We start from the raw sequence: 12,639 nt of genomic DNA, 5'->3' as shown, positions 1-12,639 counted from the left end.
AGAATTCTTTTACATGTCTGAGTTGATTCATCATCTGGAAGAGTGGCTGCTGGAATATGGATTGTTAGGGTTAATTCTCGTTGCCTTTACGGAATCTTCTTTCTTTCCTATTCCCCCGGATGTCATCTTGCTGCCGTTGGCCCTTGCTGATCCTGACCGTGCCCTCCTTTTCGCGCTATATACAACGATTGCTTCTGTCTTAGGCGCTCTGCTTGGCTGGTTGATTGGACGTAAGCTTGGCCGTCCCATTTTATTAAAATTTGTTTCTGAGGAATTAATCTTAAAAGTAGAAGATCTATTCAAGAGGTATGGTCCTCTTGCCATTTTAATTGCCGGCTTTACACCGATTCCTTATAAGGTGTTTACAATCTTTGCCGGAGTAGCAAAGATTCGTATTAGAGTTCTTCTCATTTGGTCACTCATCGGGCGTGGGCTTCGCTTTTTCCTGGAAGGGATCATTATTTTCTGGCTTGGTGAGCAAGCTAAGCCATTTATTGAAGAAAACTTTACCATGCTAACTATTGCAGGCGGATTACTGATCGTTATTATTTTCTTTATTTACCACTTTATTCAAAAGAAAAAAACAAGCTAGCTAAGAAATGGCTAAGCAGCCCTTCACTGTTTCTTTGGAACTGTATGTGGGGACAAAAGATCTTTCAGATTGCTTATTCATAAAAACAACCCGGCTCGTTCTACACGCAGCCGGGTTGTTTTATATTTCATTATGTACTTCTTTTATTTTCAGGCCTTTACATGATCCACTAAATCTTGATATCTTTTTAAAGAGTTGAACACTTCGATGCGGGATTTGGTTTTTGACACTTTAACGCCTAATTGAGCGAGCCGGTCGATCATTTTTAACACTCTTTCATGGTCTTTCCCCAATTTACACACCTCTTTAAAAATTTTTTACTCCTTTTTCTACGAGTTCTATTAAAAATGGTTTCAAAAATTTATTAATTATTTAATTTTAACATTCCCCTTTCTCCGGCAGTTAATCCCTTAAATCTCAAATTTGTTTTACAAAAAAAGCCGGCAATGCCGGCTTTTATCTTCTTCTTTATTAACTGTAAATGGCTTCTTTTTGTTCTTCATTGTAAACAGTCGTATCTAATTCTTTGGTGATACGGCTCGTTACGACCCCTGCTGTCATACTGCCGCTGACATTCACTGCAGTACGTGCCATATCGATTAATGGCTCTACCGAAATCAGTAGACCAGCAAGCGCTACAGGAAGGTTCATTGTTGATAATACCAGGATAGCTGCGAACGTAGCTCCGCCACCAACGCCGGCTACTCCGAATGAACTGATCGCTACCACTGCGATTAATGTCAAAATAAACGTTGGAGAAAGTGGATTAATACCTACTGTTGGTGCAATCATTACAGCAAGCATAGCTGGATATACACCTGCACAGCCATTTTGACCGATTGATAGTCCGAATGAACCGGCAAAGTTTGCAATCCCTTCAGGCACACCTAGTGATGACGTTTGCGCTTTAACATTTAAAGGCAATGTACCTGCACTTGAGCGGGAAGTAAATGCGAATGACAGAACAGGCAATACTTTCTTCACATAAGTCATTGGATTTAATCCGACGAGAGTTAAAATAAGCAAGTGAATAATAAACATAACAGCCAGCGCTATATAAGAAGCCAAGACGAATTCTCCGAGCTTTGCAATGGCCGTAAAGTTGCTCGTTGCTACCGTCTTTGCCATGATAGCCAAGATTCCATAAGGTGTAATACGTAGCACAAGTGTCACAATACGCATGACAATCGAGTAAATGGCATCAATCATTTTCTTGAAAAATTCAGCTTGTTCCGGTTCTTTTCTTTTAATGCCAAGATAAGCGAATCCGACGAAGGCCGCAAAGATTACAACGGCAATGGTAGAAGTGCTCCGCTGGCCTGTAAAGTCAAGGAACGGATTAGCCGGTATGAGTTCAATAATTTTTTGCGGGAAGGACTGATCTTGAATCTCTGAATACTGTTGCTCAATTTCCATTCCCCGTGCCTGCTCAGTTTCTCCCCCCTGAATTTGGACGGCTTCAAGATGGAATCCGAGAGACGCACTGATCCCAATAGCTGCTGCGATAGCTGTCGTGCCAACAAGCAAACCGATAATCAGCCCAGCAACCTTTCCAAGATTCGTTGTGAGAGTGAGCTTTGTAAAAGCAGAAACAATCGAAATAAATACAAGCGGCATGACTACCATTTGCAATAGTTTGACATAGCCCGTGCCGATAATATTAAACCACTCCGTAGACTGGAGTAATGTTTTTGATTCCAACCCATAAATGAGCTGCAGGATAAAACCAAAGACAATTCCCATTCCTAGAGCGGTAAATACTCGCTTTGAAAACGAGATATGCTTTTTCTGCATCCCATATAAAACACCTGCCAAAACAAGCAGGGCTACTACATTTATAATGATGAAAAATAAGTTCATAGGTACTTTCCTCCTTTTCACTAACGAATAGCCTATATCATCTATTCCTATGTGTCAAGTAGGTTTTTCATTCCTCTTCCTAATTTGACTTATAGAAATATTTATCTTTCCTTGTTAACATAGATCTAAATACTATCGATAAAGCTGGTGGAAACAATGGAAGCACATATGTGGAGCTGGATTGCTTACGCTCTTTTTTTGTTGAACTTTTCTTTTTCTATTGTCGTTATCTTTATGGAAAGACGGGATGCCGCAGCTACCTGGGCGTGGCTGATGGTCTTATTGTTTATTCCTATCCTTGGTTTTATTCTTTACTTAATTTTTGGCCAAAATTTAAGCAGACGGCATTTGTTTGACTGGGATGAAAAAGTGAAAATTGGCATTGAATCAACCATCCAAACTCAAATGCGTGAGATTAAAAATCAATTGTTTCGTTTTCGCAACCCTCATACTGAAGAAAACGAGGACTTAGTCTATATGCTGCTGCGCAATAACGATGCCATTCTAACCGAGGACAACGATGTGAACATTTTCATCGACGGGAAAGATAAGTTTCATTCTCTGCTTCAAGATATCAGACGAGCAAAACACCATATTCATTTGCAGTACTACATTTTTCGTGTGGATGATCTCGGATCAGAAATTGTTCATTTGTTAACAGAAAAGGCAAAGCAAGGCGTCAAAGTAAGGGTTTTATACGATGAAATGGGATCCCGGGGTGTACACAAAAGACACTTCAAAGAATTGATAGAAGCTGGCGGCATCGTTGAAATCTTTTTCCCTTCAAAAATCCCTTTTATTAATTTGCGCCTCAACTATCGCAATCATCGTAAACTTGCGATTATTGATGGGAACATTGGCTATGTCGGCGGATTCAATATCGGCGATGAGTACTTAGGACTTAATCCAAAATTCGGCTACTGGAGGGATACCCATTTACGGATTGAAGGGACAGCTGTCCATTCAATTCAAACTCGATTTATCTTGGATTGGAACCAGGCCTCGGATCGCCATGACATCCATTACTCAGATACTTACTTTCCAAACAGCCCTTCTAATAATGATGTGTCCATGCAAATTGTGACAAGCGGGCCGGATTCAGAATGGGAACAGATAAAAAACGGATATATCAAAATGATTTCGTCAGCACGGGAGTCCGTTTACATTCAAACACCTTATTTCATTCCTGATGCAAGCCTGCTGGACGCCTTACGGATTGCTGCCCTTTCAGGTGTAGATGTTCGAATCATGATACCAAACAAGCCTGATCATTTGTTTGTGTACTGGGCTACCTATTCTTATATCGGCGAGCTAATAAAAGCCGGGGCTAGAACATACATTTATGATGCCGGCTTCATTCATGCAAAAACAATTGTTGTTGACAAAAAACTAAGTTCCGTCGGGACAGCCAATATTGATGTACGCAGCTTCCGTTTAAATTTTGAAGTGAATGCTTTTATTTACCACCATGAGACAGGACGAAAACTAGCAGAGATATTTGAAAAAGATATGGAACTTTGCTTTGAGCTCACTCCAGAGCTTTATAAAAACCGAACAACAATGATTAAATTTAAAGAATCCATTTCCAGGCTGCTATCTCCAATTTTATAAGACAAAACGAAAGAGAGCCTCTGCTCTCTTTCGTTTTGTCTTTCTTTTTGAAAAAAAGGATGCAATTCCCATACAAAAAAATAAGTCAAGGCCCAATCCAAAAAAAATGTGACAAATTAGTTAAAAAAGTTTTGAAATTTTGTGAAAATGGTTATATAATAAACCTACAAACTTTTAACGGGGTGATATATATGGATCAAGTAATCACACAAAAATTAAACAAACAAGGATTAATCTTTGTCGCTATTCATTCCCTATTCTTTTTAAATCTAGCTTTTGACTTTGTGCAATTTTATTAAATATATAAATAAAAAATCAGCCGTTTATGGGCTGATTTTTTATTTGTTTTCTTATCATGATTATTGTGGTTCTGTTAGAGAGCCTCTTCTTATATTCTGTACTGTCCGGTTAGCTGCTAATAAAGAGGCGTCCATTTCGTCTACTAGACTCTCAACCAATTCATTGACAGTCTGCTGTTTGCTCAATCTTGTCCCCTGACCTGACCAGAGAGATAAATATTCTTTGTTATTTTGTTTTCCCGCCTGTTTTCTTATAGGTTGTGTCAATGTGTTTTGCAGTGGATACGGCAAAAACACTTCTTCATGCTGCTGCATTTCCTTTATAAATCGATTGGAAATGCCGCGGGCTGTTTTCCCAGAAAAAGCTCTTGTCAATACCGCATCATTTTCCTTCGCTGATAGAATAGCCTCTTTATGGAGTGGATGGGCACCGCTTTCTGCTGTAACTAGAAACGCTGTGCCAAGCTGCACAGCTGAAGCACCAAGACAAAGGGCAGCTGCAATTCCTTTTCCATTCATGATCCCACCTGCTGCAATAACGGGAATGCGCACTTCCTGAGCAGCCTGTGGCAGCAACGCCATTAAACCAATCAAGCTCTCAGGTGACTGAAACGTCCCCCTATGTCCACCTGCTTCACTCCCCTGGATTACAACAGCATCCATCCCTTCCTTTTCGCAATCAAGGGCTTCATCCACTGTTGTCGCTGTGCCGACCGTAATGATCCCGTTTTCCTTTAATTTCTCTATTGCTCTTTTCGGCGGCAGCCCGAAAGTAAATGAACATACTTTTACCTTTTCTTGCAAAACAACAGCAAGTTGCTCATCAAAAGCAGGAGGGCTAAAGGAGATGCTGTCTACGTCTTCTGCTATACCAAGCTGCTCGCGAAACGGAGAAAGCAGCTGATGGGCTGCTGTTACTTGCTCATGGGTTGTCTTTACTTGCTCGGGCACAAACAAGTTAACACCAAAAGGAGCATTTGTCAGTCTTTTTACACGCTGGATAAATTCTTCTGTTTGCTCTCCCGATAAATAACCAGCACCAACATTGCCAAGCACACCGGCATTTGAAGCAGCTGCTGTTAACTCTGGTGTGGATACTCCTGCCATCGGCGCTTGCCACACCGGCAGTTTTAGATTTAATCCAAACATCATTATCCTCCATTCTTTAAAGTTGCCATCCATTCTTTCTCTCCCTTAATATATAAGAAAATAATAAAGGAGAAAAAAGAATGACAAAATCTGAAATTGAATCAAAAATCGCTGAACTGAAAATGGACTACATTCGGATCCAAGGAGACATTGAAAAACTTGAGTCTACAGGAAACGGTGTATCGAAAGCCGAAGAACAGCTCATACGCATAGAGAAGGAACTGCAAGAGCTTAATGAAGAGCTTGCCACTCTCTCCAAATAGACTTCTCCAGCAAATTTAATAAGCTATCTTCTGCCTTCAACCGTCCGCTGAACCGGACGGTTTTTTTGCAATGGGCAAGCTAGAAGTCCCCTTTATTGAAAATAAACCATCTCCGTACTTCTGAAGCTTCACTACGCACTGATACACTCCATACCTCTTCCTCACTGGCAATTATAGACAATCTTTAGTATACAGCAATTACCTCGTATGCTATCATTCAAATGAATGAATATTTAAAAAAATCATTTCCATGAAAGTGGTGAAAGGATGAATTTCGTTGAAAAATTAACCGGCCTACTTGGCCCGGAAAAAGTAACAGTCAATGAAACGATATTAGAGCATCACAGCAAGGATGAGTCCCATTTTGAGCCTGTCCTGCCTGATGTTGTCGTATTTCCCACCTCCACGGACGACGTACAAAAGATTATTCAGTTTGCTAAAGAATATAAGGCTCCCGTCGTTCCTTTCGGAAGCGGCTCGGGCCTTGAAGGGCATGCTATTCCTGTGCACCAAGGAATATCTGTCGACTTTACCCAAATGAACAAAATTATTGAGCTGCGGCCAGAAGATTTAATTGTCAAAGTACAGCCTGGCGTGACAAGACTGCAATTGAATCAAGAACTAAATAAACATGGCCTCTTTTTCCCGGTTGATCCCGGGGCGGATGCGACGATAGGCGGCATGGCTGCTACGAATGCAAGCGGTACTCAGGCCGTGCGCTACGGGGTGATGAGAGACCAGATTCTCGACCTCGAAGTCATTCTGGCAGACGGTCGGCTCATTCATACCGGCTCACTCGCTAAAAAATCTTCTTCCGGCTATCATTTGAACAGTTTGTTTGCTGGCTCGGAAGGAACACTCGGATTATTTACCGAGATTACATTAAAGCTTCATGGCATTCCCGAATCGATTATGGCGGCTAGAGCTTGCTTTCCTACTGTAAAACAATGTGTAGAGGCAGCGGTTTCTATACTCACTGCTGGCATTCCGATTGCCCGCATGGAGCTTGTTGATGATCGCTCTATTGCTCAAGTGAATGCTTTTAGCGGAACAGACTTTCCTGAAGAACCGTCTTTGTTTTTGGAGTTTCACGGAAACGAGGCTGGAAATGAAGCAGACACCCAATTCGTTCAGGAATTGTTAGAGGAACACCAATGTTACACATTTGTTTTTGAAAAGGACAGCTTAAAAAGAGCACAGCTTTGGAAAGCCCGGCATGACTTATCCTACGCTTTCCGTCACAGCAACCCTAAGCTGCAAACCATTAATACCGATGTATGTGTACCGATATCGAAGCTGCCGGAAATGGTCGATTATGCCCGTGCACGCATTGAAGCATACGGGATGGACGGGGCTGTTCTTGGACACATTGGTGATGGAAACTTCCATACTCTTACCTTATTTGATCCACAAGACCTTGAGCAAACTCGTAAAATTGAACGGCTAAATAGCGAAATTGTTTCGTTTGCTCTATCGCTCGGCGGAACGTGCACAGGGGAACATGGCGTCGGCCTCGGCAAGATTAAGTATCAAAGGCAAGAACATGGCGAAGCGCTTAACGTGATGACCGGTATTAAGAACCTGCTGGATCCTGATAATATCTTAAATCCTGGAAAACTGCTTCCTGCCACAACAGAAGTTACACTATAAATTTGAGACTGCTCCGCGGCCTGCGGAACAGTTTTTTTATAGTCCCACCTTTCAGTGTCTCTTTAACATTTTTTAAAACACTCTCATAAAAGCGAAGGCATTACTTCGCAGGCAAAGGCTGCCTGCTGTCTCGATCTCCATTTTTCTTCAGGGATATGTACAAAAGCATACATTGTTCAAAAGATTGTGTGTCCATAAAAAGAATTTCATTCAATTGGTTCAAGCGGTATAAGAGAGTATTGCGATGAACAAATAACTTCCTGGCCGCCCGGCTGACATTCAATCCCTGTTCACAGTAGACAAGGAACGTTTCTGCCAATATCGAAGCATTGGGATGAGATAATAACTTTTCAACATAATCACCCAAAGTTTCGGTGAAAGCCGGGTTAATTTCTTGAATGAGAGTATTCAATAAAATGTTCCAGTCATCGAACGCATACACCCCCGACAAGCTCTTTTTATATTTTTTTCCTGTTAATAATGTTTGTAAAGCCTGCTGGTAAGAGCGGCTGACCCCTGCGAAGCCCGTGTAACTCTTCCCGTAAGCAATAGATACATGTCCAGGAATGTGGTGGGCTTGAAGAAACCTTTTTAAAGCTTTTAATGCTTGCTCACACTGACGCCTTGTTTTCGAAGGCTCATAGCCATCCATATACTTTAGGACCATCCATTGCCCCCGATTAATCGGGCTAATAATATCCTCAGAGTGGTCTTCAAAATAATTGCTAATAATTTGAAATAAATCATATTCCGAGATTCTGATTGCTTTTATCTCCTCTGTTGCTGCATGCAAAGCGGCTATGTCAATAAGAATACACATGCGGGGACGGTCAAAATGGAAGCCTGACATTTCGCAGTAATTGTGAAGGGCCTCTTCGTTATCCCACTCCTTAAAGTGGATGAGATGCTGGATAAAGATTTCGGTCGTTTTCATTTGCAAATAAAATGTCTCTGTTCGAAAAGACTCTTGCAGAAGCATTTCTATATGTGTCCGGACGAATTCTACGTATCTCCCTACCTCATCCGGTTCTCCGATAATGCCAAGAACCCCAATAATTTGCTGCTGAAAGCGTATCGGCGTCGCTACGCCCGGCAATACATTTTCTCTGCCTGCTATGTTTTCCTTCGTAAAAATAACCGATCGCCCCGCCCTTGTTACCTCCTCTGTAACAACATGATGAGAACCTAGCCTTTCTAAATTACTGCAGCCAATGATTGTTCCCTTTGCGTCAGTAATACTCATCGATACTTCTAAGACAGCTGACGTTTTTTCTACAATCGATTGGGCAATTTGTTCAAAAAATTTCATGTCTTCACCTCAATAGTTAGCTATCCTCACGAAACTATTTTGAATATTCCGATTAATTTTCTCTTTTATTTTATCAAATTTTTGTATAAATTGCACATTGAATGAAAGCGCTTTCTAAATATAATGGTAAATAATTCAAACAATACACAGGAGGTTCTTAGATGAAAAAAGCAGATATTATTATCGTAGGCGGCGGGGTTATGGGATCAAGCACAGCTTATTCTTTGCGTAAAATTGGTTTTGAGGGAACGATCGTCGTGTTTGAAAAAGACCCAATTTATGAGTTTTCCTCCACTCCTCGGAGCGCAGGTGGTATCCGGCAATTATTTACAACGGCCATCAATGTAAAACTGAGCCGTTATAGCCTGCAAAAATATCAATCTTTCTCCAAAGACATGTCCATTGATGGAGAACCGGCTAAAATCGACTTCCAGCAACGAGGCTACTTATTTCTAGCAAAAAAAGAAATGGTGCCGGCGATTGAGTGCCAAAGAAAACTGCAAAACGAGCTTGGGGTGCCTTCTCAATTTCTTTCTCCTGCCGAGCTTCACTCGATTATACCTGAACTGGAAGTGAGCGACCTGGCGGGCGGACTGTATTGTTCCGAAGACGGTTACTTGGATGCCTACTCAGTCATGCAGGCATATAAGAAAAACGCACAAAAGCTTGGCGTCGACTATATTTCTAAAGAGGTAGATACTTTTTTAACGGAGAATCATCGAATAACAGGGGTCCGTTTACTGGACGGAGAAGAATTTAATGCACCTATAGTGATTAATTGTGCTGGTGCCTGGGGAGCTCTTCTTAGTGATAAAATCGGACTTTCTCTGCCTGTTGTCCCTTTAAAGAGACAAATATTCCAGTTCCATCCTTCCGTTCCACTTGAAAAGCCATTGCCATTAACAATTGACCCAACCGGTGTTTACTTCCGTCATGAAGGAGATCGTATTATCACTGGCTATTCAGAAGACGTGAAGCCGGGGATTGATTTCTCTTGGAAACGCTCCTACTTTGAAGAGCTTTGGCCAGTGTTAGCTCATCGTGTTCCCAACTTTGAAGAGGCCAAGCTTGAGTCCGGATGGGCAGGTCTGTATGACTTTAACACCGAAGATCAAAACGCCATTATTGGAGAGCATCCAACAATGAAGGGCTATTATCTCTCTCTCGGCTTTAGCGGGCACGGAATGCAGCAAGCTCCCGGGGTTGGTCTTGGATTAGCTGAACTGATTTATAAAGGAAAATACGAAACGCTCGATCTTACTCCTTTGCGCGTAGAAAGATTTGCTGAAAATGATTTGGTATTGGAACACGCTATTGTTTAATTAATCTATTTTTTATAAAGGGGGGAGTAATTTGCTAATACTGGATCAAAAAAGCATGCAACAGGCTGTTGAAATGGCAGACATAATCGAGGCAGTGGAGATCGCCTATAAGCTTTACGACAAAGAACAATTTCAGATGGATGCAAGAACGCACATTGCCTATGAAGACAATACTCTGTTGCTTATGCCCTGTTATGCCCGCCAATCATTCGGCACAAAAATCGTCAGTGTTTTTCCAGACAACCAATCCCGCCCCGTTGTCCAAGGAACGATGATGTTAATTGATGGCATGGATGGGCAAACAAAAGCTTTACTAAATGGCACTTATTTAACCGGGCTGCGTACAGGAGCCTTAGGAGGATTAGCCGCTCGCTATTTAGCTCCGGCTCATGCTGCCTCTGTCGGATTGATCGGTACCGGTGTGCAAGGCTTTTATCAATTATTAGCTATATGCTTAGAACGTAACATTCAAAACATTTACTTATTTAACCGCACACCTGAAAAAGCTGCCAACTTTTCTCGAAAAATTCAATCCTACTTGTCTCCGCGCATAACTATTCGCATCGAAAATGATCTTAGCCAAGTGATCAGCCGGTCAGATATCCTAGTGACTGCCACCACGTCCAGTACACCTGTCCTGCCGGATGAATCTTCTTTATATAACAGCAAGCTGATTATCGCTATCGGGTCTTTCCAACCACATATGCGCGAGCTTCCCGAACAGCTCTTTAAACAAGCTGATTCTCTCTTTATCGATACACTTGATGCTATCCAAGAATCAGGAGATGTGATGGATCCGTTGAGAGCAGGCTGGTTCACCCAGTCGCAAATTATCCCTTTCTCCAGCGTGGTTTCTGGTAAACACAATCTACAGTTAAATGCACCAAAACCGCTGATCTTTAAATCAACTGGCATGGCCTTATTTGATTTGATTGCTGCCTCTACCATCTATGAAAAAGCTGTCCAACAGGGAATTGGGATGGACGTAGAGTTATAAAAAGCTGTGAAAAACTCTGAAAGGGATGATAAAACATGCAAACGATCATAATGGTTGAATTCATTCTTTATTGCTTATTAATGCTTGGCGCTGGTTACCTATTCAGCCGAAGGGAAATGGATCACGCTTCCTTCCTTCTCGGCGGCAAACAGCTTCCTGGTTGGGCGCTTGCTTTCTCAGAAAGGGCAACCGGTGAATCAGCATGGCTCCTCCTCGGTTATACTGGCTTTGTCTTTTCTACCGGACTCTCTGGTATATGGGTAGCTGTCGGCATCTCTTTAGGAATTGTTTTCTCTTGGTTATTTTTAGCGAAGCGATTTATGGACGAAGCCGAAGAGCATAAAATTATGACATTACCCGGCTATTTAGCGAAACGATTCGGTAGCCAGGGAAAGATCATCCTGTGGATGTCTACTATTTTAATTATCAGCTTTATGATGTTTTATTTCGGCGCTCAAATTGCTGGTGCCGGAAAAACCTTGTTTACTGTTTTTAAAATTGATCCCACTGTAGGAGCTCTTCTTAGTCTTGTTATCGTTATTGTCCTCTCTTATCTTGGCGGGTTTACATCTGTTGTCTGGACAGATATGATTCAAAGCTTAATGATGCTTGTCACTCTCGTCGTCCTGCCAATTGTTGCCCTTTTTCATATTCATGCCGCAGACCTTTCTATTAGTGCGGCACTTGCCACCTCCGGTCCTACGATGGATTCATGGACAGGTGGAGCAGTTGGATTTGCCCTCGGCCTCCTTCTATTCAATAATTTCGCCTGGTTTTTTGGCTTTCTAGGCGGCCAGCCACAGCTCAGCGCTCGCTTTATGGCATTGAAAAATGATAAAGAAGCAAAAACAGCCAGCCGTGTCGCTATCATTTGGACCCTTCTTGCTTATGGCGGGGCCTTTATGATTGGTCTGACCGCTCTCACGTTATACCAAGGGCAAGAGTTTGCTGATGTTGAAACGATTTTACCTTTTATGGTGCTAGACTTGCTTCCAGCATGGATGGCCGGTATTTTACTTTCAGGAATTTTGGCAGCCATTATTTCTACTGCTGACTCCCAACTGCTTGTCATTACAAGCTCAGTCAGTGAAGACATCGTCAATAACGCACTAGGCAAAAAGATGACAGAAAAACAGCTGGTAACTGTATCAAGATTAACCATCATCGGAGCTGGCCTACTAGGATTGCTCATTGCATTAACATCTAAATCTCTTGTATATCTTGTCGTTAGCTGGGCCTGGGCTGGCGTTGGTTGTACCCTCTCTCCAGCTATCATTCTCACGTTCTTCTGGAAGCGTTATTCCGGTATCGGGGTCATCGCTACGATTCTTGCCGGATTTATCAGCACAGTCGTGTGGATTTCCACTCCACTTGAGGCAATCATCTCTTCCCGCTTTACTACCTTTTTCATCGCTGCCTTCTTTGGCATCATTTTCAGCCTGCTGTTCCCGGCGAAAGAAAGTGTCGGCATTATAAAAAATAAAAAAGAGAGCGATATATCAACAAAAAGCATTGGATAGCCAGACCGCGTTCTGCATCAATCCAGATAATTAAAAAGCTGTATCCAAGCCGGTTACTTATCGACTT

11 protein-coding genes are annotated in these 12,639 nt (G+C 42.0%); 7 read left to right on the top strand and 4 right to left on the bottom strand.

Features of this window, described 5'->3' with window-relative positions; genetic code table 11:
- The first annotated feature begins 13 nt into the window (after nt 1-13).
- Entirely contained in the window at nt 14-592 is a 579-nt protein-coding gene (locus CJ483_RS15535; protein ID WP_120036067.1) for a YqaA family protein, read from the top strand.
- Between the two features lie 149 nt (nt 593-741).
- On the opposite strand, the gene CJ483_RS24580 is transcribed toward CJ483_RS15535, so the two are convergent.
- Nucleotides 742-885, bottom strand: coding sequence for an Lmo0850 family protein (locus CJ483_RS24580; protein WP_182917074.1), 144 nt, complete (start codon nt 883-885; stop codon nt 742-744).
- Nucleotides 886-1,063: 178 nt separating this feature from the next.
- Nucleotides 1,064-2,452: an L-cystine transporter gene (locus tag CJ483_RS15530; RefSeq protein WP_120036066.1), complete on the bottom strand. Its 1,389-nt coding sequence runs from the start codon at nt 2,450-2,452 to the stop codon at nt 1,064-1,066.
- Nucleotides 2,453-2,608: 156 nt separating this feature from the next.
- On the opposite strand from CJ483_RS15530, the gene cls reads away from it, so the two are divergent.
- The gene (gene cls / locus CJ483_RS15525) at nt 2,609-4,063 is read left to right on the top strand and encodes a cardiolipin synthase (RefSeq protein ID WP_259455683.1); all 1,455 of its coding nucleotides are present in this window, start codon (nt 2,609-2,611) and stop codon (nt 4,061-4,063) included.
- Nucleotides 4,064-4,422: 359 nt separating this feature from the next.
- On the opposite strand, the gene CJ483_RS15515 is transcribed toward cls, so the two are convergent.
- Nucleotides 4,423-5,544, bottom strand: coding sequence for an NAD(P)H-dependent flavin oxidoreductase (locus CJ483_RS15515; protein WP_259455682.1), 1,122 nt, complete (start codon nt 5,542-5,544; stop codon nt 4,423-4,425).
- A 47-nt stretch (nt 5,545-5,591) separates the two neighbouring features.
- Between CJ483_RS15515 and CJ483_RS15510 the strand changes: the two genes are divergently transcribed.
- Together CJ483_RS15510 and CJ483_RS15505 are read left to right on the top strand one after the other, a co-directional pair.
- A complete protein-coding gene (locus tag CJ483_RS15510) occupies nt 5,592-5,774 on the top strand; it encodes an SE1832 family protein (protein ID WP_120036064.1) in 183 nt (60 codons plus the stop codon).
- A gap of 267 nt (nt 5,775-6,041) precedes the next feature.
- The gene (locus tag CJ483_RS15505) at nt 6,042-7,424 is read left to right on the top strand and encodes an FAD-binding oxidoreductase (RefSeq protein WP_120036063.1); all 1,383 of its coding nucleotides are present in this window, start codon (nt 6,042-6,044) and stop codon (nt 7,422-7,424) included.
- A gap of 100 nt (nt 7,425-7,524) precedes the next feature.
- Here the strand turns inward: CJ483_RS15505 and CJ483_RS15500 are convergent, their stop codons facing one another.
- Nucleotides 7,525-8,733, bottom strand: a complete 1,209-nt coding sequence (locus CJ483_RS15500; protein ID WP_120036062.1) for a CdaR family transcriptional regulator — start codon at nt 8,731-8,733, stop codon at nt 7,525-7,527.
- 161 nt (nt 8,734-8,894) lie between these two features.
- On the opposite strand from CJ483_RS15500, the gene CJ483_RS15495 reads away from it, so the two are divergent.
- Genes CJ483_RS15495 through CJ483_RS15485 form a run of 3 tightly spaced genes read left to right on the top strand, consistent with a single transcriptional unit; the run spans nt 8,895 to nt 12,572 of the window.
- The gene (locus tag CJ483_RS15495) at nt 8,895-10,055 is read left to right on the top strand and encodes an NAD(P)/FAD-dependent oxidoreductase (RefSeq protein WP_120036061.1); all 1,161 of its coding nucleotides are present in this window, start codon (nt 8,895-8,897) and stop codon (nt 10,053-10,055) included.
- 31 nt (nt 10,056-10,086) lie between these two features.
- A complete protein-coding gene (locus CJ483_RS15490) occupies nt 10,087-11,052 on the top strand; it encodes an ornithine cyclodeaminase family protein (protein ID WP_120036060.1) in 966 nt (321 codons plus the stop codon).
- A 35-nt stretch (nt 11,053-11,087) separates the two neighbouring features.
- The gene (locus CJ483_RS15485; protein ID WP_120036059.1) at nt 11,088-12,572 is read left to right on the top strand and encodes a sodium/proline symporter; all 1,485 of its coding nucleotides are present in this window, start codon (nt 11,088-11,090) and stop codon (nt 12,570-12,572) included.
- Nucleotides 12,573-12,639 lie beyond the last annotated feature (67 nt).

The sequence above is a fragment of the Bacillus sp. PK3_68 genome, from assembly GCF_003600835.1.
Taxonomy (GTDB): Bacteria; Bacillota; Bacilli; order Bacillales; family Domibacillaceae; genus Pseudobacillus.
Note: the sequence above shows the minus strand (reverse complement) of the source record. Positions and strands in the feature narration are given on the sequence as shown.